At 67.7% G+C, this 26,799-nt stretch carries 19 protein-coding genes; 7 read left to right on the top strand and 12 right to left on the bottom strand.

Annotation, left to right across the window (positions count from 1 at the left end):
* Positions 1–134 precede the first annotated feature (134 nt).
* Positions 135–1,814, bottom strand: coding sequence for a S8 family peptidase (locus tag RYH80_RS09295; protein WP_370903585.1), 1,680 nt, complete (start codon positions 1,812–1,814; stop codon positions 135–137).
* A gap of 194 nt (positions 1,815–2,008) precedes the next feature.
* Here RYH80_RS09295 and RYH80_RS09300 point away from each other — a divergent pair, with 194 nt between their 5' ends.
* Positions 2,009–3,301 carry a prepilin peptidase gene (locus RYH80_RS09300; RefSeq protein WP_370903586.1) on the top strand — a complete coding sequence of 431 codons (1,293 nt, stop codon included), beginning with the start codon at positions 2,009–2,011 and terminating at the stop codon, positions 3,299–3,301.
* A gap of 190 nt (positions 3,302–3,491) precedes the next feature.
* Here the strand turns inward: RYH80_RS09300 and RYH80_RS09305 are convergent, their stop codons facing one another.
* Genes RYH80_RS09305 through pheS form a run of 3 tightly spaced genes read right to left on the bottom strand, consistent with a single transcriptional unit; the run spans position 3,492 to position 7,149 of the window.
* Positions 3,492–5,396 carry a phenylalanine--tRNA ligase subunit beta gene (locus tag RYH80_RS09305; RefSeq protein WP_370903587.1) on the bottom strand — a complete coding sequence of 635 codons (1,905 nt, stop codon included), beginning with the start codon at positions 5,394–5,396 and terminating at the stop codon, positions 3,492–3,494.
* Entirely contained in the window at positions 5,396–5,533 is a 138-nt protein-coding gene (locus RYH80_RS09310; protein ID WP_370903588.1) for a hypothetical protein, read from the bottom strand. The genes RYH80_RS09305 and RYH80_RS09310 overlap by 1 nt, the downstream gene beginning before the upstream one ends.
* Positions 5,533–7,149, bottom strand: coding sequence for a phenylalanine--tRNA ligase subunit alpha (pheS, locus tag RYH80_RS09315; RefSeq protein ID WP_370903589.1), 1,617 nt, complete (start codon positions 7,147–7,149; stop codon positions 5,533–5,535). The genes RYH80_RS09310 and pheS overlap by 1 nt, the downstream gene beginning before the upstream one ends.
* Before the next feature lie 477 nt (positions 7,150–7,626).
* Between pheS and RYH80_RS09320 the strand changes: the two genes are divergently transcribed.
* Positions 7,627–8,811: a hypothetical protein gene (locus RYH80_RS09320; protein WP_370903590.1), complete on the top strand. Its 1,185-nt coding sequence runs from the start codon at positions 7,627–7,629 to the stop codon at positions 8,809–8,811.
* Between the two features lie 45 nt (positions 8,812–8,856).
* Here the strand turns inward: RYH80_RS09320 and RYH80_RS09325 are convergent, their stop codons facing one another.
* From RYH80_RS09325 to ahbB, 7 genes are all read right to left on the bottom strand, one after another.
* Positions 8,857–9,261 (bottom strand): hypothetical protein, encoded by a 405-nt coding sequence (locus tag RYH80_RS09325; RefSeq protein WP_370903591.1) that lies wholly within the window; start codon positions 9,259–9,261, stop codon positions 8,857–8,859.
* A 122-nt stretch (positions 9,262–9,383) separates the two neighbouring features.
* Positions 9,384–10,292, bottom strand: coding sequence for a serine/threonine-protein kinase RIO2 (locus RYH80_RS09330; RefSeq protein WP_370903592.1), 909 nt, complete (start codon positions 10,290–10,292; stop codon positions 9,384–9,386).
* 75 nt (positions 10,293–10,367) lie between these two features.
* Positions 10,368–10,496 carry a hypothetical protein gene (locus RYH80_RS09335; protein ID WP_370903593.1) on the bottom strand — a complete coding sequence of 43 codons (129 nt, stop codon included), beginning with the start codon at positions 10,494–10,496 and terminating at the stop codon, positions 10,368–10,370.
* A 216-nt stretch (positions 10,497–10,712) separates the two neighbouring features.
* A complete protein-coding gene (locus RYH80_RS09340; RefSeq protein WP_370903594.1) occupies positions 10,713–14,090 on the bottom strand; it encodes a tetratricopeptide repeat protein in 3,378 nt (1,125 codons plus the stop codon).
* Between the two features lie 86 nt (positions 14,091–14,176).
* Entirely contained in the window at positions 14,177–15,871 is a 1,695-nt protein-coding gene (locus RYH80_RS09345) for a hypothetical protein (protein WP_370903595.1), read from the bottom strand.
* A gap of 51 nt (positions 15,872–15,922) precedes the next feature.
* Entirely contained in the window at positions 15,923–16,240 is a 318-nt protein-coding gene (locus tag RYH80_RS09350) for a cytochrome P450 (protein ID WP_370903597.1), read from the bottom strand.
* A gap of 9 nt (positions 16,241–16,249) precedes the next feature.
* The gene (gene ahbB, locus RYH80_RS09355; protein WP_370903598.1) at positions 16,250–17,281 is read right to left on the bottom strand and encodes a siroheme decarboxylase subunit beta; all 1,032 of its coding nucleotides are present in this window, start codon (positions 17,279–17,281) and stop codon (positions 16,250–16,252) included.
* Positions 17,282–17,441: 160 nt separating this feature from the next.
* On the opposite strand from ahbB, the gene RYH80_RS09360 reads away from it, so the two are divergent.
* The 4 genes from RYH80_RS09360 to RYH80_RS09375 all read left to right on the top strand — a co-directional run bounded on the left by RYH80_RS09360 (position 17,442) and on the right by RYH80_RS09375 (position 22,397).
* Positions 17,442–18,554: a S49 family peptidase gene (locus tag RYH80_RS09360; protein WP_370903599.1), complete on the top strand. Its 1,113-nt coding sequence runs from the start codon at positions 17,442–17,444 to the stop codon at positions 18,552–18,554.
* Positions 18,551–19,576 carry a DUF4350 domain-containing protein gene (locus RYH80_RS09365; RefSeq protein WP_370903600.1) on the top strand — a complete coding sequence of 342 codons (1,026 nt, stop codon included), beginning with the start codon at positions 18,551–18,553 and terminating at the stop codon, positions 19,574–19,576. Before RYH80_RS09360 ends, RYH80_RS09365 begins: the two co-directional genes overlap by 4 nt.
* Before the next feature lie 168 nt (positions 19,577–19,744).
* Positions 19,745–20,839 (top strand): anthranilate phosphoribosyltransferase, encoded by a 1,095-nt coding sequence (locus RYH80_RS09370; protein ID WP_370903601.1) that lies wholly within the window; start codon positions 19,745–19,747, stop codon positions 20,837–20,839.
* Positions 20,840–20,960: 121 nt separating this feature from the next.
* Positions 20,961–22,397 carry a hypothetical protein gene (locus RYH80_RS09375; RefSeq protein ID WP_370903602.1) on the top strand — a complete coding sequence of 479 codons (1,437 nt, stop codon included), beginning with the start codon at positions 20,961–20,963 and terminating at the stop codon, positions 22,395–22,397.
* Between the two features lie 282 nt (positions 22,398–22,679).
* On the opposite strand, the gene RYH80_RS09380 is transcribed toward RYH80_RS09375, so the two are convergent.
* Complete coding sequence (locus tag RYH80_RS09380; protein ID WP_370903603.1) at positions 22,680–25,406, bottom strand: ATP-binding protein; 2,727 nt, start codon at positions 25,404–25,406, stop codon at positions 22,680–22,682.
* Between the two features lie 97 nt (positions 25,407–25,503).
* On the opposite strand from RYH80_RS09380, the gene RYH80_RS09385 reads away from it, so the two are divergent.
* Positions 25,504–26,799 carry an eCIS core domain-containing protein gene (locus tag RYH80_RS09385; RefSeq protein ID WP_370903605.1) on the top strand — a complete coding sequence of 432 codons (1,296 nt, stop codon included), beginning with the start codon at positions 25,504–25,506 and terminating at the stop codon, positions 26,797–26,799.

The raw sequence follows: 26,799 nt of genomic DNA on the forward strand, positions 1-26,799 counted from the left end.
CCCGACGCGGGCGCACCACCGACCACCCCGACCCTCGCCGCTCCCGACGTTTCTCACCGCGGTCTCCGTCGGTCGTCGCCGCTACCGACCAGCGGCGCCGTCTCCGTCGCTGCGCCGTTCCCGCCGCCTCAACGTCAGTTTCCGCCGTTGCCGCGCCCGTTCCCACCACCACGACCGTCTCCGCCACCACGTCCGTTCCCGTCGTCGCCGCCGGCGGCACTCCTGACGGCCGGTAACACGTTCACGTGGCCCTCGCCGCGGTACTCGTCGGCGTCGAGTCCGCCCGGCGCGCTCCCCGGCGCGGACGGCTGGTCGCCGTCCACCGTCCCGTCGTCGGAGACGTTCGGGGTCACGCCGGGGGCGGTCGTCTCGCCCGCCCGCCCGACCGGGCGCGGCTGGGCGAACGACTCGATCCGGTCTCTGACGGCGGCGGGCGTCGCGTCCTCGCCGAGCGCCTCGTACAACAGCGCCGCGAAGCCGGAGACGTTCGGCGCGGCGAAGGAGGTGCCGGGTTTCCCGCCGTACGACGGCGTGTACGCTTCCAACCGCGCGTCTTCGGGTGCGTCCGGGTCCGTCTGGAACGTCGTCGACAACACGTAGTCGAAGAGGAGCCGTCGGATCGGTACCACCCCGACCCCGTCCGGGTCGACGTTGCCGCCACCGGCCGTCACGTCCACGCCCTCGGCGCCGTAGTTCGTGTAGAAGGCCGGCTCGTAGGTGGGCAGTTCCGTGTCGATCGGCCGTTCGACCGTGAACGGACCGACCTGCGTCCCGCGGCCCTCGACCGGCCACCCGTAACCGATGGGGCCGGTCGCGCCGACGCTCACGTACCCGTCGGCCTCCGCCGGGAGCACGATCACGCCATCGTCGAGGTTCGTCCCGTCGTTGCCCGCCGCCGCGACCGGGAGTGCTCCCTGCCCGACCGCGAACTGGCCGACGGCCGAGAGGAAGTCCACCGTCACGCCGATGCCGGAGCTGTCTTCGGGGATCGGCGGCGTCCCCAACGAGAGGTTCAGCACGTCACACCCCGCGCCGGTGAACGCACTGCCGCCGTTGGCCGGTGGAGAGACGGTCACCGGCGCACCCTCGGGGGCGGCACCGACGACGACCGCCGCCGCCACGTCCGCGAACGACGCCCCCGCGCCGGAGAACACGCGCAGGTCGACGACCTCGGCGTCGGGTGCCATCCCGCGCACCCCGGCACCGTTGACCGCCGCCGCGGCCGTCCCGGCGACGTGTGTCCCGTGGTCGTCGTTGAGCGGGCCGGGGCCCTCGCCGTCGGCGGTGAAGTTCTCCGAGAGGTCCTGTCGGACGTTCGGGAGGTCTGGGTGTGCGAAGTCGTCGTCCGGGTTCGCGCCCAACACCCCGTCGTCGATCACCCCGATCCGCGTGCCGTCGCCGGTGGCGGTCTCGTGGACCCGTTCGATCTGCTGTTCGCGCTTGTCCCACTGGAGGTCGTACAGCGGTTCCGATGTCTCGGCGGCGGCCGGGTCCGCCTCTGCCGCCGCGACCACCTCTGGCGGTTCGATCGCCACGTCGAGGTCCGCCGTGTACCGCGCCTCGGCGGGCATCGCCGACTCCGAGCCGCGGACGACGACGAACTCGATCCCGTCGCCGTCCGGCGTCACGTCTCGGAAGTCGTACACCACCTCCATCGCACTCACCATCTCGGAGACCGGTGTCTCCGTCGCCGCCGTGTCCACGACGTATCGGTCCTCGCTCGGCTCCGCCGCGAACGCACGGCCACTCGCCCCGACGACCGTCGCCGCACTCAACAGCTTCAGCACACCTCGCCGCGTGGTCTCGTGTACCATACTACATCCCTCCACTCGACAGACAATAATGGTTGTCCATTACATACTCGGTACCAACTCCGTCGTCGGCCGTAATCCGGTTGCTGACGGTGTCGCGGGCGTCGACGACCGCCCCGGTGGTGGTAGTCGAGGAGGGGTCGACGAGACGAGGGCGGACCCGAACGTCTATGTACGGGCGGGCAGGCAGGAGGCGTATGGTACTCGGTCTCGCGTCGGTCCCGGACCTCCTGCGGCTCGTCTTCCTGCCGGCGTTCGCGTGGGCCGCCTACCGCGACGTGCGGACGCGGCGGCTCCCGAACGCGTTGTGGCCGCCGCTGGCGCTCGTCGGCGTCGTCGCGCTGGCGCTGGAGGCGGCGGCGACGTACCCGTTCGCGGGGTACGAGGGACGGGTGTTCCTCGTCCGCGTCGGGTTCGCGCTGCTGTTCCTGTTGCCGTTCGCCTACGGAGCGTACTTCCTCCGGGCGTTCGGCGGTGCGGACGCGAAGGCGACGATGGTGTTGGCGCTCGGGCTCCCGACCACCCCGGCGTACGCGCTGCCGGCCGGGGTGGTCGCCGCGCTCCCGCCGACGGTGCTCGCGGCGCTGCCGCGGACGACGCTCCCGCTCGTCCCGTCGCTGTTGGGTGTGACCGCGATGGCGACGCTGACGAACGCAGTGTTGGTCGCGCTGCTGTACGTCGGCTACCTCGCCGTCGGCAACCTCGTCCGGGGACGGGTCGGCCTCGCGATGTTCGTCGGGCGTCCCACGCCGGTCGAACGGCTGGCGGACCGCCACGGTTCGCTGCTCCGGACGGACGGGAGTCTCCCCCGGAGCGGACTCGACCTCGACGCCCTGCGGATGTACTTCCGGTGGCGCGGCTGTACGCTCGCGGACCTCCGGGCGGACCCGGCGGCGTTCAGAGAACCCGACTTCGTCGGCGACACCTTCGACCCGACGGACGGCGCGACCCACCGTGGCCCGGACACCGGCGGCCCGGCGGGGAGCGGGGCGGCCACCAGTGGTGCCGGGAGCGACGCGGCGACCGATGGACGCGAGGCCGACGACTGGGCCGGGACTGGGTTCGTCCAGGCGGAGACGGAGGAGACGGCGGACGCAGGCGACGCCGAGACGAGTGGGACCGAGGCCGGAACGGTGACCGAGGCAGGGACTGCAGCGAACGCGAGCGAGGCCGAGACGACCGACACAGACGCGACGGGGACGGGAGCGACGACCGACACAGATGCGACGGCGACCGACACGGACGAGGCGACCGACGACGCGCTCCACGATCCGTGGGCGGCGGCGGCGTTCCTCGACGCCGTCGACGGCTCCGCGTACGGGACGACGCCGGAGACGCTCCGCTCGGGGTTGCAGACGGTCGCCGAGACGGACCGCGTGTGGGTCTCGCCCGGGCTGCCGTTCGTCGTCCCGCTGTTCGGCGGGCTCCTCGTCGCACTCACACTCGGGGACGTGTTGACCCTGCTGTTGCGTGCGGTCGGGCTCGCGTGAGTCGCCGCCGCGTCACACCAGCGAGGCGGCGTACGCGAGCGACGACAACACCATCAACGCGACGAGCAGGATCGAGATGAGCTGTTGTCTGTCCACGGTGGTGGCTGGCGGCAGAGGGTGAAAACTCCCGCGGTCACTGCGAGTCGCGAGGGTGGCGCCGATCGACGGCGCACACCACCCAACCGACACCTCACGCGAGCGCGGCGAGGTCGAACTCGAAGCCGGCGACCGGGAGTTCCAGGTCGTGTGCGACGAGCACCGCCGGGTGGAGTTCGCCGATCACGCCGACCGGCTCCCCGTCGATCACGACACTCGCCGTCCGGCCGTCGAGGAACGACGGGTGGTCCGTCGGCGGGGTCGCCAACTCGGCGTCGAAGGCGTCACACACCGCCTGCAGACGCCCCTTCGCGTCCTCGTAGGTGGCGTCCGTCCGGCCGAGGACGGCCGCGACGTGGCGCGACTCCGCGACGTGGGTCGCCTCGTCGTCGTCGCGGTGGGCGACGAAGCCGATCTCCGCGAGGTCCTGCGGGTACGCCCGGTGGGTGTTGTTCTCCAACACCTGCGTCAGCGACGGGAGCAGCCAGGTCCGGAGTTGCGTGTACTCCTCGCTGTACGGCGACGTGATCTCTGCGGGCGGCGCCGCCCCGAACGCGTCCCCATCGGGCTCCAGTCGGAACGCCTCGTAGTTCCGGCCGGGCGCGGTCATGTGGAAGTTCAGCGTGTCCTCGAAGCCGAGTCCGACCAGTGTCTCCCGGACGGCGTCCTCCAGCCGCGAGCGCTCGTGACGACCGCCGACGGTGCCAACGTCGGGGAGCGTCGACTCCAGTTCGCCGAAGCCGTACGCTCGACCCACGTCGTCGATCAGGTCCGTCGGGTGGAGCACGTCGACGCGGTACGGCGGGATCTCCACGTCGTACACCGTCTCCTCGCCCAGCGAGTACGCCGCGTCCAACCCGGAGCGCTCGAACAGGTCGACGACCTCGTCGGGCTCCAAGTCGATCCCGAGCGTGGACTCGATTCGCTCGTGTGCGACGGACTTCTCGTCGACGGCGAGGTTCGGGCGGAGCAACTCCGGTCCGTACTCGTCCGGGTGGGTCGCGCCGTCGGCGTACTCGACGCGGACCTCTTCCAGGCGGCCGCCGCGGGCGGCGAGTGCGTAGCAGATCACCACGCACATCTTGTCGATGGTCCACTGGTCCGTGCCGGTGAGTTCGACGAACAGGTCCCGGGAGTCCGTCGTCACCTCCGTCCGCTGGCCGTTGATCACCGGCGGGAACGAGAACAGCCCCTGCCGGTCGTAGATCGCCGGGTAGCGGTCGTACTCGGCCACGAGGTCCGCGTACGTCTCCCCCGTCGGGTGGTCGGCCAACACGTCGGCGGGTGTCGCGCCGCCGTCCCCGATCCCGGCCATCGACTCGTGGTCGAGCGGGACGAAGCGGTCCCCGTCGGGCTCGATCCCGCGGTAGGTGATCGACTTCTGTGGCGACCGGGCACTCGTGTCGTCGTCGGCCGCTTCCGACTGCACGTCGCGTGTCGTCACCGTCGGCGCCTCGATCGGGTCCTCGTCGGCCGGATCGCGGTCCGGGTCCGCCTCTTCGCTCTCGGCGTCGCCGCCGACGAGATCCGTCCCGCCGGTCGCGAGGCGGTCTCCGCGCAACATCGCCAGGTCGTGGATCCCGATGGCACCCTTCGCCCGTCCGCGGCCCATCGTCGCGTGGAGCTTCTCCTGGAGTTGGATCAGCGACTCCAGCGCCGACTCGTCCAACTCGACGCCGCGGACCACCGCGCCGGTGACGTACGGGCGCTCGTCGGGGACGGTCTCCTCGACCTCGATCACCCAGTCGGCGGCGTTCGTGTCCGGCACGTGGACGCCGCGTGCGTCGCCGTACTGGTACCGCAGCGAGCGCGCGACCCCCTCGACGGAGAGACGGTCGAGCCGGTCCGGGCCGAACTCGAACTGGTAGTCGCCGTCCTCGGTCTCGCCCTCGAACTCCAACCCGAGCGCGAACAGGTCGTCGACGAACGCCTCGTCGCTCTTCTCCTCGTGGCCGGTCAACGCGCGCAACTCGTCCGTGTCGATGTCGACGACTGGCATCAGTAGCTCACCTCGTGTGTCTCCGTGTTCGCCTCGCTCGTCCGGTCCCGTCGACGTTCGCCGGTCCGGTTCGGCCACCGCTCGCTGCCGCGGATCGGTCTCCGGTCGCCGGGTCGGGTCTGATCTACCGCCGGCATCAGTACGGCACCTCCGTCTCCCGCAGGAACTCCAGGTCGGCCAGGGTGCCGTGGAGGTCGCGGATGTCCTCGGCACCGGTGGCGAGCATCGCCAGCCGTTCCAAGGCGAGCCCCCACGCCATCACGTCGCCTTCGACACCCAGCGGCTCCAACACCTCGTCGCGGAACAGCCCGGAGTTGCCGATCTCGATCAACTCCCCCGTCTCCGGGTGTTCGCCGAACAGCTCGAAGCTCGGCTCCGTGTACGGGTTGTAGTGGGGTTTGAACTGCACGTCCGTGATCCCGAACTGCCGGTAGAACTCCTCGAAGGTGCCCATCAGGTCTCGGACGGACAACTCGTCGGCCAACACCCACCCTTCGATCTGGAAGAACTCCAGCAGGTGCGTGGCGTCCAAGGTGTCGTTGCGGTACACCTTCTCGACGGAGAAGTACCGTTCCGGCGGCTCCAGGTCCGCTCCGGCGAACCCGGAGAGGTACCGCATCGACAGCGAGGTGGTGTGGCCGCGGAGCGCGACCGCACTGGCGAACTCTTCGCTCCACGGGGAGTGGTAGCCGTCGCCGTCTTCCCCGACGCCGTCGCGGTGGGCCGACTCGACGCGCTCGACCAACTCCGGCGGGAGGTTCTCCGCGGGGTCGACGTCCAACGCGAACCGGTCCCAGTGGGTCCGCGCCGGGTGGTCCTGTGGCATGAACAGGCAGTCGTTGATCCAGAAGTCCGCGTCGGCGTGTGGGCCGTCCATCTCCTGGAACCCCATCCCGACGAGCACGTCCTTCACGCGGTCGGCGTACGCCCGCAGGACGTGTTTCTTCCCGCCGCGAACTTCGGGGGCGTCCGCCGCGACATCGTACTCGGTGAACTCCACGTCCTCCCACTCGCCGGAGGTGAGCAGTTCCGGCGTGAGTCGGTCTACCGTCTCGGCCGCCTCGACGCCCGCCATCAGCGCGTCGACGCCGTCGTCGGTGAGTGTGACGGCTCGTTTCGTGCGTTCGGTGCGGGCGACGAGTCCACGGGAGTCGAGCCGGTCGAGCACGTCGGCGTCGAACGCCTCCGCTGGACGTGTGCCGTCGGCCTCGTCGTCGGCGGCTGTCTCCGTCGCGGAGTCGCCGTCCGTCTCGGTGTCGTCGCCTGTCTCGTCGTCGGCTTCGTCGTCGCCACCGGACGCTGCGTCCGCGAGCTCCTCCAGCGCGGCCGCCTCCGCGTCCGCGTCTGGGTCTGCGTCCGCGTCGGCGGTGATCTCGCCGGCTTCGACGGTGCCGTACCCCTTCCGAGCGTAGTTGGCCAAGGCGATGTCCACCTCGTCGCCTTCGAGCCCGGACGCGCCGATTACCTGCCCCATCTGGACGGGGTCGTCGCCCGCGCCGGCCTCGTGTGCGGTGCGGTACAGTCGGACCTCGGGGAGACCGTCGGCGACGTACGTGTGCCCCTCGTCGGTGAGCGTCACCGTCTCGCTGGTCGTCTCGGAGAGGCTGACGAGGCCGTCCGCCTCGAGTTCGAACGCAGCCTGTGTCACCGTCTCCGGTTTCTCGCCGAGTTCCGCGGCGAGGTCGTCGATACTCCGTGTCTCGGTCGCACTCGCTGCCTCCAGCAGCGCGACCTGTGTCTGTGGTCGTCGCATTCGGTTGGATCGTGTTGTGTGTCGTCGTCAGTTAGCGGTTCCGGGACCGACTCGTCGCCGCGCGCCGGTCTCGGCCCCGTCGATCACTCTCTGCTCGGTGTCGCCGTCGGCAGTGTCGCGACACCGCAGCCGCGTCGAGCGGTTTCGCGCGAGGTGGCGTCTCCGGCACCCCGCGGTCCGCCGCTCTCAGACGCGGCCGAAGAAGAACCCGAACTCGCCGCTGGCTGCCGGGCGTGCGGTGCGGTCGGTGGCGAGTTCGGACGCCATGTGCGGTGGTGACGCGGGCCGAGACTAAAAGCTGTCGTGGCCCGAGACACGGTCGGAACGCCGAGCTCTTGGGGGCGTGTAGTCGGCACTGCCCGAGTGTCTAATCGTCCCACGGAGTGACGACGCTGAATGAATGCACTACATATTACGGGACAAATAGCTAGGAAGATTGTAGTTCGAATGCAAACGCAACCCGTGTGGGTCGTCACAATGACCGACGAAGACAAGCCAAGTTCGATCCACTCGCGTAAACTCGGTCGATTCACACGCCGTCGGCTCCTCCGTGTGTTGTCGGCGGCCGGAATCTCGTCCGCAGCAGCGGGGGCTCTGAGCGTCGACCACGTTCGAGGTGCGGCGTCCGATCAGGTCCCCGTAGCGTACGACGTCGAGGGGAACTCGGAGGGGTACGTCCCGGCAGACTGGTACGACCGCCTCGCGAAGGCCAGAGACGTACGTGACCGGCTCGACGGGGAGTTCCTCCCGGAACCGGCGAGCGACCGTGCCGAGACGGCGACGGAGCGCGTCCGCGACGCCGTCACCGGGGTGTGGCTCGATGCTGGGACCGGCAACAGCGAACCTCACGTTATCGTGAGCCTCGACGAGGAGTCCGAGTCGCTCGGCGATGCACGCGGTGCCGTCCCGGAGCGGATGCGTGGTATCGACATCGAGGTCGAAGTCGCAGAACGCGAGGAGGAGTTGACCGACTGCACTCCGAAACAGAAGGGAGACACGTCCCAGATGCCCGGTGGACTCTCTGTCGACTTCTCGTCCGAGGAGAGTTCCGCACGGGGGACACTCACCTCCCGGATGTACGACGAGAACGACTACGTCTACCGACTCGCGACCGCCGCCCACGTCCCCGAGGCGGCGACGAACGGTAACGACTGTGGAACACAACTCGAAGGGATGGAGGCCCGACACAACGGAACGAAGATCGGCGAGGTCCACTTCGTCGACCACGAGAACGACATCGCGGTGATCGAGGCGACGAACACGACACCGCTCGACGAAGTCTGGGACCCACGTGACTTCTCCGACAAGTACACGGTCAAGTCGACGATGAGCAAAGACTGCGTCGACACGTTCATGAAAGACGACAAGAAGGTCAAGAAGTACGGGGTCGGTCGCTGCTTCGGGACCGGGAAGATCACGGCTCGTGGCAAGAAAGAACGAGCGTACGTCAACGAGTCGTGTACCACGTACTGGCGCGACTGTGTTCGTTGGGGAACGTTCAACAGCATCGGTCCGGGCGACAGCGGTTCCATCGCGTTCGGTCCGGATCCCGGCGGTTCCGACTACCTCGCGTCGAACATCAACTCGTGGCGCTGGTTCGACTACTCGGCCGGCCCGGCCGGGTACGCCATCGACAACACCCACGGGTACTACTGGGGTTAACGGAGTCTCGTAGCCACGGAGTGTGACGGGCGGGCGACCAGTCGCCTACGCCAGGCGATACCGTCGCGTCCGCCACGCTATTTCTCCGACGAGACCGGCGAGGCTCACGACGGCGGGCCACGCCAGCACGTACCAGCCGAACGGCGTCGGGCCGACGGGCGTCAGTCCACGGCGAGCGGTCGTCCACGTGCCGACCGCCGCGAGGACGAACGCGAGGCCGACGAGGAGCACGGGTGTCGCAGTGGTGCGCCAGCGAGCCAGCGCCGCCGGCACCGCACCGGCGAGTACCATCCCGAGCGTCGCGTACGTCGCGTAGATCGGCTCCGTCCCGAACGCCACCAGGAGGTTCTCGAAGCCGAACCGTGTCCACAGGATCGCCGCGGCGGCCGCGTGGAGCGCGCCGCCGACGGCGGCAGCCTGCACGCGGGGGGACAGTCTCAGCGGGGGCATCAAGCTAGCGATTGACGTTCTGGCTTGTATACTTTTTGCCAGTCTAGAGAGATACAAACCCAGCCGTTCGCGTGGGCACCGACTCCGGATCCCGCCGTCCTCACCACACCGCGAGCCACTCCTCACTCCGCGAACTCCCGCACGGACTCGAACGTCCCCTCGCGGATCGCGGCCGCGACGGCGTCGGTGTCGACGGCGGGCGTCTCGTTGGGGTACTTCCGGGCGAAGTAGCCGACGAGGTTCTCCACGTCCCGATCCAGCAACTCGTCCGCGTTCTCGTGGTCCGTGTCGACGGACTGGGGCCAGTCGAAGACGACGACCCCGTCCTCGCCGACGGCGACGTTGTACTCCGAGAGGTCGGCGTGGACGTAGCCGACGCGGTAGGCGGTCGCGATCTCCCGGAGGATCAGGTCCAACACGCCGACGACCTGCTGGGACTCTAGCCGGGCGTCGGCCAACTCCGGCCCGGGGAGCTTCTCCATCACGATGGCGTGGCGGTTGTGGTCGATCGGTCGCGGGACGGACACGTCCGGGTACAGCGCCTCCAGGGTCTCGTGTTCGCGTTCGGCGGCCTTCCGGGCGGTGTAGAGCCACGAGACGTGGTCGCGGTCGGCGGTGTACTCGCGACTCTCCATCACCTCGCGGAAGTTCGTGTACCCCTCGCGGTGGAACTTCAACGCGAACTCGCGGTACGAGGACACCTCGTACACGTCGGACTCCTTGCCGACACCCAGCGGCGCACCCACGCCGGCGACGGTGTCGCGTTCCGCGAAGGTGTGCAACGCGAGGGCGTCGTACCCCTCGAACGCCAGCCGGTAGCCGTCGTACTGGATCGTCTTCCCCTCGACGAGGTCCCGGTCCGCACAGCGGTCGAGCCGGTACTCCGTCTCCTCCTCGCTCAACCCCGCGAACTCCGGCAGTTTCTCCAGGTCCACCCACTCGGAGAAGCGCATCCCCTGCTCGAGCCCGGAGAGGAGGTAGAAGTCCTCGGGCTCCAGCTCGGCGACGACGCCGGCGACGTTCTCGACCATACCGACACTCCACGAGCGAGCCTCAAAAGCGTCGCGTCACCGGGGAGCAAGACGTGGAACCGAGACGTGTCGTGGTCACTCCGACGCGAACGACGCTGGACTCGACTGCCGACTCGCGTCCTCCCGTCGGAGTGCGTCGACCGACGAGGAGGTCGACGTGACGAACGTCTCTTCGAACGACTCGTCGCCGAAGAACTCCGACACGTCGACCACGTCCGACGGCGTACGAGTTCCGCGACTCGGATACGTGAGCCGAAGCCGTCCAGATCGACCCCCTCCGGTCGGTCCAGACGGACCCGTGATCCCTCCGGGGTCGGGACCGACCGAGACTCGCAATCGGAAGGAGTAGGTAACTGAGCCAGTGCTCACGGGCGGAACGGGAGTCCACGCGAGAGCCTCGGGGCTCGCCCCCGAGGCGGTTCACCTCGCGGTGGTGGCCTCTGCACAGGCCAGTCGACGTTCGAATTCGTCGACGGACGTTTCGCTACCGGTTTCGCGAATCCACTTAGTGCCCAGTTCACGCCAGTTTTGAGCAGCCTGCTCGTCTCCGACCTCTCGGCACACTCGTACCAGTGCCACGAGGGCGTCGAGTCCGTCCGACACTGCATCGAGTTCGTAGAGCGTCGCAAGTGCCCGCCGATACCGGCGTCGAGCTGTCGGTGTGTCCCCACTCACTCTGGCAGCGTCGCCGAGACCGAGCGTCGCAGTGGCCACCGCACGGTGATCCTCACTCTCACGACTGAGTGTCCGACACGTCTCGAAGTGTTCACGTGCGTCGGCAGTCTCACCTCGCGCGAGCGCGAGCGTACCGAACGCATCGTGGACGTCGGCGACGTGTGGCTGCATCTCCATCGACCGCCCGATCGACAAACTCCGTTCGAGCACCTGCTCTGCAGTCGCGTAGTCGTCTTCGCGTGTCGCGAGCCGGCCTAGCTGAAGCAGGACCGCAGCCATCCCGGATCGGTCTCGAACGTCTCGTTTGAGAGCGAGACTCCGCCGGTAGTGGTCGCGTGCGTCCGACACGTTCCCACGCTCGGCGGCGATGTCACCCGCGAGCTTCTCCGACGAGGACTGATTCTGTCTGTTTCCCAACTCGCGGTCTAGTGCAATCACATCGGTCAGTCGCTCGGCTGCCGTCTGCAACTCACCGCGAGCCTGTGCAACCTTGGCACGGTAGTACAGTGTGTCGGAAACGGGGCCACACGGATCGAGATCTGCTGCCCGCTCGACTGCGGCACGGAGGTGACACGCTGCCTCACGGTGAGCGCCACGGGTCATCGCTACCCAGGCGAGCGAGTTGAGCGCGTTCACCACGTGGCGCGGATGATCTCCATCGTCTGCAGCTTGCAACGAGGCATCGAGCGCTGCTGTCGCCCCGGCTGTATCGCCACGGTCGATCAACACCTCACCCAGTCCACGGTACCCTTCGGCACGGTACTCTGTCCGTGTATCGGACGGAGCATCGATCGTCGTACATCGTTCACACAGATCGCGGAGTTCGTGCTCGGCGCGTTCTGGTGCGCCGTAATCGTACCACATTTTCCCGCGGGACGACCGACACTCGAGTTCGGTTGCCGGATCACAGGCGTCGGGAAGCTCGATCCCAGAGTCAGCAGTCGTTCCGAACAGTGGCGCTAGCGAGGCGTGTTCGAGCCCCACGGCGAACAGGTCGGTGAGGAACTCGTCGACCGACGCCGCCTCCGTGAGCGGCTCGAGTTTCAGTTCGTCGTCGCCCAACCAGTTCGCGACCGTCTCGTACCGGTCGGGACGATCGACTACCGCAACGAGTGTCGAGACAGCCCACTCGAAGCGGGTGACAGTCTGCTCTTCGTCGACATCGAGTGCACACTCGAGGAACCGGACGAGCCACTGTGAGTGTCTCGTACGGAACGTGTGGTCACTGTGGTGTGCAGAGACGAGGTGTCCCTCGATCGCATCGATCGCCGCATCGATCGCCTCGTGCGTGACGGAGTCGTCGCCCGCTGGACGTGTGAGATCGTCTCCGGGCACACGCTCCGTCGCGAGCACGTGGAGCCGTGCCCGTGTTACGGGTTCTCCGGCGATGCCGAGAACCGCCGTGAACACACCGAGGGTCGAGGCGAGCGGCCCAGCGTCCGCTATTGCTGTGTATGCATCTCGTACATCGGCTTCGAGCGCCGAAACGCCGACCGGGTCGTCGGCCGATACGTCGTCGACGGCGTGTGACACTACCGTGTGTGCCGCGACGAGCATCTCACCGGCAGCACCTGCAGAGACCACGGTTTCGAAGAGGTCGGCACTGGTGAGGGGGACGGATCGATCGGTAACCGTCTCGAACGTTTCGATAATATTGGCACAGGTCTCTTCGTCGAGTGACGGTACTCGAACTGTCTGCAATCTCTCTGCAGTCTCGTAGAGTGGTGTGCTCCTGTTCTCGGCCAGCAGGTGAGTCCAGTCGGTCCGACGAGCCTCGCCGACGATACTCACGTCCGACTCGTCACAGAGTGTGGTACACAGACGGAGGAACGCCGCTTCGGCGGCATCCTCGACGACGATCAGTGAGTGGTCTGGCGCGTCTCTGGCCCGTTCGACGACGGCCGACAGGTCGGCGGCCACACGAGTCGGGCGGTGGAAGACGGAGCCGTACTCGCGGCCGAGCCACAGACAGGCAGCTCGTCGACAGATCGTACTCTTTCCGGTTCCGGGCGGTCCGAGTACCACCGAGTTCTCACCACTTCGTGCCGACTCGACGAGTGTGTCTGCGACCGACTCCGCGTCGTCGGGCGCAGGACGGGGCACTGCGTACCCGTAGTACACGTCCGACAACTCGAGGCCACGTCTCCACGCCGTCTGTGGATCTCTCGGTGGTTGCTGCATCGAGCCTACGCCGGGTATCTCCGCGACACCAGCGATTGCCAACGACCGGTCGGCGTCGCCGAGTCGCAGTCCGGTCCCGGTCGGACCACTCGCCGACGGGGGATCGGCCACGACGCCAGCACCGTCCGCCACGCTGGTGTAGAGTCGAGCGAGGTCGCCGACTGCGGTCGCGTCGGCCGATTCGACGACGGTGATCGACTCGGGTGGGTCGGCGACGAACACGGCTGCAACCGACTCTCCTCCTGCACCGTGGTGCGGGGGTAGCTCTGCTGTGGACGAACCCACAGCCCCAGGCGCCGGCGGAAGCTGACCGGTAGTTCCCTTCGACTCCCCCGTGACGACTACCCCGTACGCCGGAGGCGTCCCCCGCCGGAGACGACAGTTCTCGGCCGCGAGGAGACCAGCCGTGAGTTCTGGGAACTCCCGACGGAGTCGCTCTGCGAGTCTGTCGCTCACGATCACGGCTGCCGTGAGATCACCGTCGACGACGCGCGCGTGCAGGAGACGGAGGAGCCGAGTGTCTGGGAGTGTCGAGAAGAGACACCGACAGTGGTGAGCGTCACGAAGTAAGCGAGCGAGCCGGGCGAACCCGTGTTCTCGTGTCACGGTCGCGTCGACGAAGAGCGAATCTGGTGGTGTCTCGCCAGGCTGGAGTCGATCCAGTAGTACACTCGCCGCTCGAATCGTCTCGAGTGTCTGTCGGTGACGGCGGTGTCTCGCGACAGCGACCTCACCCAACGGTGTCGTCCGGTACTTCCCACCGGTCTGTGTGACGAGCCCAGCGTCGAGCAGGTCCCGAACCGCTCTGTCGACCGTCGACCGTGAGTAGTCGAGTGCTGCGACGAGGCCGCGTTTGTCTGTCGCCGTCTCCGCGAGGTGGGTCAAGAAGTCCGAACGGCGGCCGACGAGTCCGTCCAACGGGTGGTCGTCGGAAGTGGTCACAGTATCTGTGTGGTCGCATACGACAAAAAAGGTCGGAGCACGGCGGCGACGATCGGTTCACCGACGGGGACGGTCCGAGTGACGACTCAGCCCAGTTGCCACGTCCCCTCGGTCGGGAGCGACCCGGCGGTGTTTCGGAACGTGAACGACATCTCGCTACGGTCGACGTCGTCGGGTACGTCGAACAGCGCCCAGCCACGCTTGGACTCCCCAGTGTCGAACGGGCCGTTGTACACCATCCGGGTGTAGTTCAACTCACGCCCTTCGACCGGACGGACGTACTTCTCTGGGTCACCGCCGCCGCCGGGATTGTACTTGTCGTACGTCTCACCGGCAGCCGTGAACTGCACGGTATCCCCACCGGGACCGGGAAGACTCGCGTCAGTTCCGACCTCGTTCAGGTACTCCACCTCGATCAGAACGAACTGTCCTCGGTCGGGTGTGAGCACAGTGTTGTCTCCGTACGCCGCAATCTCGACACTGTCGGTCGACACGGCGTCCGTGACGGTCACGGCGCCGAAGGGAACCGGTAGCGGGTCCCCGACGGCCAACGACGGTGGGGTGAACTCGACGGTTCGTCGCGTGGCGGCCGGTCGGAGGCGGAACTCGCGGGGAGTCGTGTACGGCCACTCGACAGAGAGTTCGAAGGTGTGATCCGCACCACTGGGAATGGCGGCGTCGATCACTTCGATCGTCGTCCAGTCACTCGCGTCGGGTGAGCGCCGTTCGACGGCAGCGTGGAACCGGCCGTCAGCGTCGCCCTCGTTCGTGACTCTGACCGTGTACTCGGTCGTTCCCGGATCGGCCTCTTCGGGTAGTGTCCACTCCGCCACGGTGAACGCTGGGAGGTCGCTGGGTTCCAACTGCCACATCCGTTCCGGGGTCGTCTGGTCGGTGTCACGCTGCCACCCGAGTTCGATTCCATCTTCGACGGCAAATCGTGGAACCTGAACTGGGAGCCACCGCTGGAGCCGTTGACCTGCCCGAATACGGGTCGCACCCGCGAGCGGGGCACCGTCCCGACTCGTAGTCGCGCTCAGTTCCCCACTCGGATAGGTCGTCAAGACCGATCCGTCGGAGACACCGAGATTCTCTCCGAACGTGACCGCGTTCGTCGTCGTGTTCTCCAACTCGAAGTCGACGACGGCGAGAACCCGATCACCGCCAGGGGCGTACAACCCAGGACGATCCGAACTTCCGTAGCCACCGGAGATCGTGTACTGCAGAGCAGTCTCGTACGTGACACCACTGATCGTCGCATCGAGACCCTCACGGACGGTGAGCGTCTCTCCGACTGCGGCGGTCACTGGGCCGACGGCGACACGTGTCGATGCCGTCTCGTCACCACCCCGAGCGACGAACTGGTAGTCGTCCGCGAGTCCGAGTGAGAAAGAAATCTCTACCGTGGTCGACTCTCCCGGGTCTAGCGTACCCGTTCTCACGTTCTCTTCGGCCCGTTCTGGTCCCTCCGAGACGGCGACGGAGTCACTGTACTCACCAGGTTCTCCGCCGACGTTTCGAACGGTCAGTTCGAGCGTGAACTGCTCGTCCACGACCGCGTCGTCTGGTCCGGTGAGGTCGACTCGGAACGTTGCCGGCCCCGACACGGTCGTGTCGGCTGGCGTGTCGTCGTCGGCTGCCCCGCCGTCTCCCGTGTCGTCACCGTCACCCGCACTGGTGTCACTCTGCCCACCGCAGCCAGCAGTTCCGACAGCCGTCCCGAGCGCCGCCAAGTACGCCCGTCGGTCGACAGTCCGGTTCTGGTTGTCTTCGGATGCCACGGTCTCCGTCTCGGGGAGCGGACACTATTTCTCACCGGGTGAGCGACCACGTCACCCCGTGAACACAGGCGTGTCGTGCACCCCGATAGATAGTCCACCGTCCAGGGTGAGCGTCGGCCCGCCGGAAACGACGAGATCGTCACCCGGTGTGAGTCGATAGCGACTGCAGATCGAGGCGACCGCAGTCCGAAGCACGCGATCTGCCATCCGACGGCCGAGGCGATTCCGTGGCCCGGCGCCGTACGGCGCGTACGCGACAGTCGGACGACCGGCGTCGGTGAGTTCCGTCTCCACGCCACTCTCGGTGTCGTCGCGACCGTCCAGCCACCGCTCCGGGCGGAACGTCTCGGGGTCGTTCCAGAACGCCACGTGCGGTGTTCAGACCAGTTCGTCGTAGCGCGCGCCGGTCTGTTTCAGCGTCGCCGTCGAGTAGAGCCGTTCGTGGTCGAACGGGAGGTAGTCGGCGGCGAGTTCGTCGATCTTCGCGTCGACGGCGTCGGCCTCGCGCCCGTGGACCATCGTGAACAGGTTGTACTCCCAGTCGAGATCCGGGCGGCGCGGGCGGTTGTAACACAGCGTGACGTACGGCAGTTCCCCGACGCGTTCGCCCACCTCGTCGAGCCGGTCGTCGGGGACGTCCCAGACGACCATGCAGTTGTTCCGGAACCCCGTGACGACGTGGTTGACGACACAGCCGATGCGCTTGATGCAGTTGTCCGCGCGGAGTCGCTCGACGGCCGCGAGCACGTCGTCGACCGGCGCGTCGAGCGTGGCAGCCACGTCGCGGTACGGTGTCCGCGTGAGCGGGAATCCGTCCTGGATCTCGACGAGCAGTTCCGCCTCCAACTCCGAGAGGTCCCCCGTCGCTGACTCGGAGATCCGCGTCGCGCTGGCGTCCGTCTCCGCGACGGACTCGCGGGCGAAGGCGTCGTCGTTGACGACCGGAAACTCCAGGTCGATGTAGTAGTCCGTCAGCATCGGGAGGTTCAACACGGTACAGCCGGTCTCGGCCTCGATCTCGGCCAGGATCTCGTCGCGCCGTTCTCGCGAGGCGGCAGTGACGACGAACCACATGTTCCACTCGTGGTCGCGGCGGTAGTTGTGGTTCACCTGCCGGTAGTCGTTGATCGTCTCCGCGACCGCGTCGAAGCGGTCCTCGGGGGCGGCGACGGCCGCCAGCGTGGACGAGCCGATCACCGGCGGGTTGAGCACCGCGCCGAACCGCCGGAAGACGCCCGTCTCGCGGAGTCGTTCCACGCGGTCGAGCACGTCCGCCTCCGTCGTCCCGAGGGCGTCGGCGACGAGCCGGAACGGCTCCTCGGCCACCGGAAAGTCACTCTGGTAGTCGTCGATGAGGGCGGCGTCCGTCTCGTCGAGGCCCGCCCGCCAGTCGGCCTCCTGGGTACTCATTACCGACGACAGGCGAGCGAGACACCTACCGCTTTCGCCTCGTCCGACCCGCCGGGAGACGAGCGGAGTCTCCGTCGGCGGACACACCTCTCCCGCTAGCCTTCCACTGGCCGACGACGCCGACCCACTTTTGAGGCTGGGGTGCGAGTCACTGTGTACCGTGGGAACCAGAAACAGGAGCTGGCTCCGTCGTGCGCTGCGGTCGTACGCGGTGTACGTCGCCGTCGGGGTCGTCGTGGGTGTGATCGCGGCGCCGTTCCTCGCCGCCGGGTTGTCCGACGGCTCGGCGCCGTCCCGTCCGGCGTCGGACGGCACCGTCGCGGTGATCACACTCGCGGGGACCATCGACGGCGAGACGGCCGAACGGGTGACGACGGCGCTGGAACGGGCACGAGACGACGACTCCGTCGAGGCGGTGGTGTTGGTGGTCAACAGCGGCGGCGGCTCCGCGGCGGCCAGCGAGCGACTCTACTTCGGTGTGCGCCGCACCGCCGCGGAGATGCCGGTGATCGCGAGTGTCGACGCCGCGGCGGCCTCCGGCGCGTACTACGCCGCCGCGCCCGCCGACCGCATCGTGGTCAAGCCGGCCTCGACGGTCGGGAGCATCGGCGTCCTCGCACAACTGCCCCAGCAGGTCGAGCCGAACGACATCGTCGGGGCCAGCGGCCCGAACAAACTCTCCGGCAGCGACACCCGCGAGTTCCTCTACGTGTTGGAGTCGCTCCAGCGCGCGTTCCTCAGTGCGGTGTTCAGCCACCGGAGCGACGAGATCCAGTTGAGCCGCGCACAGGTCGAACAGGCGCGGGTGTACTCCGGCGGGCAAGCGGTCGAGAACGGGCTGGCCGACGAGATCGGCGACCGCACGACTGCGGTGCGCCGAGCGGCCGCCGCGGCGGAGTTGGACCGCTACCGCGTCCGGCAACTCCGTCCGGGCAACGGGACGACGCGGTTCCTCTCGCGGGCGGCGTACCTCGCCAGCACGAGCGACGACCGGCACGTCGTCGACGACGACTACCTGCTGGGCAACGACACCGGCGGCCCGACGTTCCTGATGGTCTCCGGACTGTACCTCGACGGGACGGACCGTACCGTCTCGGCGCGTGCAGCACGGCAGTCCGCGACCGGTGACGACGCCGGGGCGACGCGCGGGAACACCACCGCGAGTCCGGCGGGCGGCGCGACGCCGACGAACGAGTCGACCGCACCGGGCACCCCGCCCTCGCCGACCACACCGACACCGGCCGCCGCTCTCGCGGGGGGTGAGTGGTCGTGAGCGACGCACGCGGATCGCTCCGAGTGTACGCGCCACGGCTGGCCCTCGCACTCGTGGTCGCGGTCGGTGTCGCCGTCGGGTTGGGTGCGGTGCCGGCGCTGTTGGCCGAGCCGGCCGAACCGCCGACGCCGACGGGGACGACGGAGTTGAACGTCAGCGAGTACGACACCGACGAGGTGGTCGTGACGGCGGTGCCGGCTCGCGGTGGCCTCCGACTCGACACGGACGGGAGCGGCACCGTGGTGATCGACGACAGCCACGCGAACGCGCTGGAACCCGAACGGCTCCAGCCGATGCGAGAGGCGCTGGTCCGAGCCGGCTACGACGTGGAGGTGTACGACGGCACGGAGGGTGACCTCGCGACGGCGCTGGACGACGCCGTCGGCTACGTCGTCGTCGATCCGGGGACGGAGTTCGACGAGGAGGAGGTCGCGGCGGTAGAGTCGTTCACCGCCGACGGCGGCCGCCTCCTCCTGTTCGCGGAGCCGACGACCGTCTCCGTCCAGGCCAACTTCCGGTCGACGAGTATCGTCCGCGAACGGAGCGAAGTGAGCCGGCTGACGGCCGCCTACGGACTGTCCGTCCGGACGAGCTACGTGTACAACGTCGACCGCAACGACGGGAACTTCAAGAACCCACGGGCCTCGCCCGCCGGCCCGGCGAGCGACGTCGAGGGGCCGGTGTCGCTGTACACCGCCGCGCGCGTGGTTGCACTCGACGGCGGCCAGCCGGTGTTGCGCGCCGCCCCCGGCTCGCGGAGTTCGGGGCGCGACGTGACGGGTCAGCTCCCGTTGGCGATGCGCACCGGCAACGTGATCGCCGTCGGCGACGCGACGGTGTTGGACACCGCTCGCTACAACGTCGGCGCCAACGAGGCGTTCCTCGCGTACCTCTTCGAGTTCCTCGTGAGCGGCGAGCGGGCGACGCAGACACCGACGCCGTCGCCGACACCGACCGCGACGCCGTCGCCGAGCGGGACACCGACACCGAACGGCACCGCGACGGCGACGGGCGATGGGTGATCGCGGGGGACGGCTCGTCGTGCGTGACTCGTCGCGCGTCACGACCTCGTCACTCGCCACGAGCCGCCGCACAGTTCCGGTCACCCACCGGCTGCGACCCGCCGCTCGTCGTTCCCGGCGAGCCGGAGCGACCGGGCGGTTTTTCGGGTGTCACGCCCAACTGCGTGTATGGCGAAGGCGACAGAGACGAGCGACGAGGGGTTCGGCGACTGGCCGCTGCAGCGACTGATGACGGAGGTGTGTGGCTCCGGGCCGAAGTCCGCCGACGACATGGACCGCGCGCAGGCGACGGAGGCGATCCGGCGAATCTTCGCCGGCGAGCCCGACCACACGACGCTGGGTGCGTTCTGGCTCGCGAACCGTTGGAAGCGGAACGACCCCGAGGAGTTGGCGGCGTACACCGACGAGATGTGCAGTCGGGTGGAGTCGGTCGCGCCCGACGCCGACCCGGTCGACTGTGGCGCCAACTACGACGGGAAGGGTGACACGGCGATCCTCGGCGCGGCGGCCGGGATCGTCGCCGCCGGTGCCGGGACGCCGGTGGTCGCCCACTCCGGCGACCGCGTGCCGACACAGAAGCAGGACAGCTACAAACACGTCCTCGACGAACTCGGCGTCCGGACGGAGTTGGAGCCGAGCGAGTCCGCCGACATGGTCGACGACACCGGCTTCGGCTTCTACTACCAGCCGGCGTTCAACCCCGCGGTCCACGAGCTGTGGGAGCGCCGCGACACGATGGGTGTCCGGACGTTCGTCAACACGATCGAGACGCTGGCGAACCCCGCCGACGCGAGCGTCCACCTCGGCTCCTTCTACCACCTGGCGTTCGCGAAGAAGATCGTCGAGACGTTCGAGACGAGCCAGTACCACGACCTCGACCGCGTCATCATGTTCCAGGGGATGGAGGGGTACGACGACATCCGCCCGGGGTACACGAAGGTCGCCGAGTGGGAGTCGGCCGGCGCGACGAGCGACGAGTCGACGTTCGACGACTACGAGATCGAGACGCCGGAGTACGGGATGGACTTCGAGGAGGGGGACCTGGAGGTCGACGACGTGGCCGCCGACTCCGCGGCGATCACCGAGGCGGTCGTCACCGGCGAGCGCGAGGACCACTTCGCGGACGCCGTCGCGCTCAACGCCGCCTTCCGGATCTACGCCCGCGGGGACGCCGGCTCGCTCGACACCGGGTTGGAGCGCGCTCGCGCCGCCATCGCAGACGGCGACGCCGCGGCCGTGCTCGAGGACCTGCGCGCGTTCTGAGTCGAGTGGGGTCGTCCTCGAACTTGTCGGCGATCCGGCCCGATACAATCTCACACCGTAGAGAAACACCAGCTCGGATACGTCCACAAAGTACTTGCGTCGAGTCGTCGTCGCGCGAGGTGTGAACCCGGCAGTCGTCGCCGTGACGACGGCACTACTGTTGTCGAGTGGTCTCCTCGGCGGCGCCGTCGTCCCGGCCACCGCCGAGACGGGAGAGACGCCGACACCGACCGCCGAGGGGAACGTGTCGGTGGACGTGTACCGAGCCGACGGGGCGGCGTTCTCGTCGCTGAACGAGAGCGAGCGAGTCGCGCGTGAGATTCGGGCCGACGCGGTACGAGTCGACGACTCCGTTCCGACCGACAACACGCTGCTCGTCCGGGTCGAGTCGGCGGCGACGGTGCGCGCGGTCACCACCGCCGACGGACGGACGCCGACGGATCGCTTCTTCGAGGCACGCAACCGCACGGCGTTCGAGTTCGCCGTCGACAAAGTCCTCGCTCCGGAGATCATGGTAAGTGAACTCGGACTGAACGAGTCGAACACACAGGTCGCCGTCGACGAGCGAAACGACACGGTGTACGTCGCGGTCAACCTGTCCAACGCCGCTCGCGTGGCAACACACGACGGGGAGGTGCTGAGTGGACTCTGGGGGGACTATGACCTCGTCGTCGACCCGCCCACGACGAACGGTGGAGCAGCCACGAAACGACTCGAGTTCGGTCTCTCAGTGCCCGACGTTCGGTTGTCCGCGGACAATCGGACACTGAACGACCCGCCCTACACCCACCTGGATCCGCTCCCACGGCGACTCTCGGTGTCCGTCGACACCTACCTCCTGCCCGGAACCCCAGCCGTCCTCGCGACTGTCGGTCCGAACGGAACCGTCTACGATCGGCGGCGCGTCACCACTCGTCGCGGCGGCGACCAGGTCTCGGTCGCCGAGGCGACGCTCGCGGTCCCGACGAACCGCACCGACCGCGTCACGCTGCGCATCTCACACGAGGGACTCACACTCCGGACCCACACGATCCTCGACGACCGGCCCCCGTTCGTCCGGAACCTGACCGCTCGGATCACCCCGGTCGACGGAGAATCGCGGCTCGTCGTCTCCGCACGCGTCCGTGCACCGGAGCAGGCGCTGTTCGTCCTCCGGAACGAGAGCGGTACCGTGGCGACGGCCGTCGTCCCGGCCGGCGAGGCGGTCGACCGGCGACTCGTCGCGAACGCCAGCCTCGCGGCCGTCGGCGAGCCCGTCGACGTTGGACTCGTGTTCGACGCGGACGGCGACGGTCGTGTGGACGACGACGAGGGACGGTTCCCTACGGGCGACATCCGACACACCCCGCTCGTCGCCGCGGCGACGCCGACGCCGTCCCCGACACCGACCGAGACGGAGCGCTCCGCGACCCGTTCTGCGTCGCCGTCACCGACCGACGCGGCGACGAGCACCGACACGAGGACGCCCCAGCGGATCGCCGTCGAGACACCCGGCGTCGGCCTGCTCGCCGGACTGATTGCCACGCTCCTCGCTGCCGGGCTCCTGTCGCGGCGGTGAGTCGGGGTCGACTGCGGACGCGACGGTGATCACCCACTCTACTCGACGTGTCGCACGGCTCGTCTACAGGCGGGGCAGGCCGAGTGCCTCGGGGTCGTCCGAAAGTCAGAGGTGTTCGGGATCACGAGAACCGAGGAGTCTCGAACGACTTGCCCCCGAGGCGGTTCACGGTCTTCGCTCTGTCTGTCGAGTTCGACGACGGGTGTGTATCGGACCGTCGTCGGCCACTGCCGTGCCCGACCCTGCGACCGACTCGTGGACGGTGGAGAACCAGACCGAGCGTCACCGCTTCCCGGCACGGCCGTAGTCGAAGATGCGCCACTGGCCGCGTTCCGTCCGGAGTTCGTACTCCAGTGTCACCGACTGGTCCGGGAATCGCTGATCGAAGCGGAGCACGACACGGCGGTCGGTGTCGACGATCCGTTCGAACGAGGAGAGCCCGCGGTGGCGATCCCGCAGCATCGCCGCGTCACGGTCGGAGAACCGATCAGCGTATCCCTCGGAGTGGAACCGGTCGTGAGCTCCTCGGCGGTCGCCGTCGAGCAGGTCGTCGAAGAACCCCATCACGACGTTCTCCGGTGACGGCCGGTTCTCGCCGTCCTCGTCGTCTTGGTACCGTTTGGCCCACTCGTCCGTCTCGACCGTCTCTGTCACGGTCTGGACGCCCATGTTGTCGGCCTTCGAGCCGTTTCGCCGGTCGTTCCCCGTGGCTCGCTCGTCACCCGTCGCCCGATCATCACTCGTCGTGCCGTCCGACGGGATCGCACCGTTCTCGTCCGACTCGTCCTGGCCTGCCGACGGGTCTCCCCCGAGTTTCCGGGTGACCGACTCGCGTGTCGCCGCGTCGTCGACTGGCTCGTCGTCTCTCTCCTCCTCGGCCGGCGGCTCGGAGTCGCTGGTACTCCGGAGGTAGCGACGGTACTCGCCGAAGTCGGGCGGGTTGAGTAACTTCCCGATCTTGTTCAGTTCGCGTTCGGTGGCGCGGACGACGTGTTTCATCCGGACGACCCCATCGTCGTCCGCGGCGAGGACCGCGGCTGTCTGGGCGACGTTGCGGATGTTCCCGCCCGGCATGTCGAACTGCGACAACAGATCGTAGTCGATCCCCTCCGTCGGCGTGTCCTCGGGGAACATCACCCGCCAGATCCGTTGTCGTTCCCGTTCCTGCGGGCGCTCGAACTGGACCGTCTGATGGATGCGGCGCACGAAGGCGTCGTCCATGTGCGACTCGTTGTTCGTCGTGAGCAGCACCACGCCGTCGTAGCTCTCGATCCGCTGCAGGAGGTAGTTCACTTCGACGTTCGCGTAGCGGTCGGTGGCGTCACTCACACCCGCCCGCTGCCCGAAGACGGCGTCCGCCTCGTCGAACAACAGAATCGCGTTGGAGTCGCGTGCGGCGTCGAAGATGCGCTCGAGGTTCTCCTCCGTCTCGCCGATGTACTTGCTGACGACGCTGGAGAGGTCGATCTTGTACAGATCCATGCCGGCGTCGGCGGCGATCACCTCCGCCGAGAGCGTCTTTCCCGTTCCGGAGGGACCAGCGAACAGCGCGACGACACCCGTCCCACGCGAGAAGCGCTCTTCGAAGCCCCACTGTTCGTACACCGTGCCGCGATGGCGGACTCGCGCCGCGACTTCGCGCAGTTCCGCTTCGGTGTCACGGGTGAGGACGACCTCGTCCCAGTCGGCGTCTGGCTCGATCTTCTCCGCCAGATCCTCGAGTCCTTCCGCAGACTGTGCGGTACAGCCTTCGCGGATCGTCTCCAACGAGAGGGGTTCGTCTGGATCGTCGGCGAGCGCCCGTGCGGTGGTGACCGCGTCGTCGATCTGCCCCTGTGTGAGTTCGAACGTACTCGCCAGTGTCGTCGGGTCCACCTCGGCAGCGAGGTCGTCGCGGTACCCCTCCCAGATGTCGCGGCGAATCTCGAACGACGGGTCTGAGAACTCGACGAGGGTGTACGCGGTGTCGCGTCGCCCCGACGTGGGCGTCCACGACTCTTCGCCAGTGAGGTACACGTCGCGTTCCAGTGCCGCGAGTGTGTCGAGTACGTCCTCCACGGTCGGGCGCTCCTCGGGGTCCGGTACGTCCGCCGGCGTCGCGTCCCCCGGGTCTGACGTGGCTGCGGAGACGTTCCGAAGGTGAACGGGGCAGTCCTGTAACAACGCCTCACGACGGAACCGCTCCAAGAGTCCCTCGTCGAGTAGTCGGTCGAGATCACCACGGAGGAGCTCACCGTCAACCAGGGCCTCCACTGCACGCCGCTTCTCCGAGCCTGCCGATCCGTGGAAGTAGTAGACGCGACTCTCGCTGTCCGGTGTCGTGCGGAGACGCTCCACCCGCTCGGTGGTCGACGCGTCGAGACGGAGCTCGTCGACGACCGTCTCCGCCGTCACGACCCGTGCCGTGTCGGCAAGTCCCCGATCGAACCCACCCGTTCCCTTCAGGTAGCTCCTGACTCTGTCCGAGGGTTCCACGACACGGTACCGGTCGCCACCCGGTTTGTCTGTGGTCGGGGTGACCTCCACCAGTCCGTGGCGACGGAGTGGCGAGTCGGTGTCCACCAAGCCGAAGGCCGTGAGGCTGTCCTGTTCGTCGACGCCGAACAACGACTCGACGAACTGGACGGTCGGGTTCGGGACCGCCCGCGCCTCGTGCGTGGTCGCGTACAACTCCCCGAACTCGTCGTCGACTTCGGGTGCGACGGCCAACAACAGAACGTCGAGGTGGTTCCGCGAGAGGTCGAACCGCTTCTGTAGGAGTTCGAGTCGGAGGGTCACGTCCTCGGTGGCTGCACGCTCCTCGGAGATCGTCTCGCGACGTGTACCGAGTCGGTCCCGGACGTCGTCGGGAACGGCCATCGAGAGTGCGGTGAGGTCGTCGACGGGCCCATCGGTGGTCTCGTCGAGGGTGTGTGACTCGGACCGCCCGTCGGTGACGTAGTGTTCGAGCGCGACGCGGAGGCGGTCGAGTTCGTCCAACAGGTGAGCGTGGCTCGACTCGTAGGACATCGGTGGGTCGTTGCACCCATATCGGCCTGGTTCTGTAGTAGTTCCGATCAACCATACCCAATATATGATGGGACAACAGTTATACGGAGCGAGAGAGGTGTGTCGAGCAACGGAGACGATGGGACACCAGGCACTACGTGATCGAGGGAAGGTGACCGAGACGGACAGTGGACAGTCCGAGGAGAGCGACGGCCCGCAACGGTGGCCGTCGCGCGCCGACGTAGGCCCGACTACGGTCGGCCCGACGACCAAAGAAGACATCGAGGAGTACTACGGCCGGGAGATCTCGAGCGTCGACGAGCTTCAAGAACTCCAGCGGCTAGAGAAGGGGTACGGTGGGCAGGTTCTGCGATGGATCGACGAGGGCATGCCCATCGCCGCGATGGGGCACAAGACCAAGATGCAGCGGTTCCGCGACCGGAAAGGGACGCCCGTCCCCTGGGACATCGAACACTTCAACCGTCTCTCCCGGATGGACAACACCGGCAAAGTCAACAGAGACCGACGCCGCGGTCCCGACGGGGAGGCTGGCGTTCCCGACTCCGTGCGTGAGGTGATCTCCTCCCCCGGTCGGCCGCTGGACACCTCGATCCAGCGCGCTGTGGAGGAGCGAATGGGCGACTCGTTGGGTGACGTACGGATTCACACCGGGCCGAAAGCTGCTGCGGCAGCAGAGCAAATCAATGCGCGAGCGTTCACCGTCGGGAATCACGTCGCCTTCGGCGCTGGCGAGTACGACCCCGAGTCCGCGGAGGGACAGCACGTCCTGGCTCACGAGTTGGCGCACGTCCGCCAGCAGACCGGTGGCGATCTCTCGATGCTCCCGGAGGAGAATGTACAACTGGAGATCGATCCCGATCCCGAGTTGGAGCGAGAGGCCGAAGAAACCGCCCAGCGTGTGATGGCCGGCGGGAAACTCGGCATCCAGAAACTCTCGGACTCCGAGGTACACGTTCAGCGGTCGATCAGAGGGAAAGCCTCGTCTCTGCTCGATGGGATCAGTGGCGTCGGGTCTGACGAGACGAAGTTGGATGTCCGACAGGTCGGGGACACGTCTGGAGTGGAGGAGCGCTTGTACGCTCTCACCGAGAATCAACAGGAGATTGCGAACCGTGTCGAAGAGCTGTCGATGGCCGTTGAGGGTGGCATTTTCGAGAAGATGGCGGACGCCGGTACGGGTGAAGCCATCAAGATCGGGATGACACAGGCTGGAAAGCAGTCCGGCCTCCCGTTCGGAGAGTTCCTCGGGTCACTGTCTGGTGCCGCTCTACAGGCAATCTACAACAACCGTGAGCAGGTACTCGAGGCTCTTGGTATCAAAGCCGACAGTGTCGACGAGCGTGGACAACTGACCGGTGACGGTAGCTCTCAGGCCGACGAACTTGGGAAATAG

The sequence above is a fragment of the Halobaculum sp. MBLA0147 genome (assembly GCF_041361345.1).
GTDB lineage: Archaea > Halobacteriota > Halobacteria > Halobacteriales > Haloferacaceae > JAHENP01.

Coding starts and splice junctions, on each gene's coding strand:
- RYH80_RS09295 (WP_370903585.1), bottom strand. CDS start 1,814: ATGGTACACGAGACCACGCGGCGAGGTGTGCTGAAGCTGTTGAGTGCG.
- RYH80_RS09300 (WP_370903586.1), top strand. CDS start 2,009: ATGGTACTCGGTCTCGCGTCGGTCCCGGACCTCCTGCGGCTCGTCTTC.
- RYH80_RS09305 (WP_370903587.1), bottom strand. CDS start 5,396: ATGCCAGTCGTCGACATCGACACGGACGAGTTGCGCGCGTTGACCGGC.
- RYH80_RS09310 (WP_370903588.1), bottom strand. CDS start 5,533: ATGCCGGCGGTAGATCAGACCCGACCCGGCGACCGGAGACCGATCCGC.
- pheS (WP_370903589.1), bottom strand. CDS start 7,149: ATGCGACGACCACAGACACAGGTCGCGCTGCTGGAGGCAGCGAGTGCG.
- RYH80_RS09320 (WP_370903590.1), top strand. CDS start 7,627: ATGACCGACGAAGACAAGCCAAGTTCGATCCACTCGCGTAAACTCGGT.
- RYH80_RS09325 (WP_370903591.1), bottom strand. CDS start 9,261: ATGCCCCCGCTGAGACTGTCCCCCCGCGTGCAGGCTGCCGCCGTCGGC.
- RYH80_RS09330 (WP_370903592.1), bottom strand. CDS start 10,292: ATGGTCGAGAACGTCGCCGGCGTCGTCGCCGAGCTGGAGCCCGAGGAC.
- ahbB (WP_370903598.1), bottom strand. CDS start 17,281: ATGAGTACCCAGGAGGCCGACTGGCGGGCGGGCCTCGACGAGACGGAC.
- RYH80_RS09370 (WP_370903601.1), top strand. CDS start 19,745: ATGGCGAAGGCGACAGAGACGAGCGACGAGGGGTTCGGCGACTGGCCG.
- RYH80_RS09380 (WP_370903603.1), bottom strand. CDS start 25,406: ATGTCCTACGAGTCGAGCCACGCTCACCTGTTGGACGAACTCGACCGC.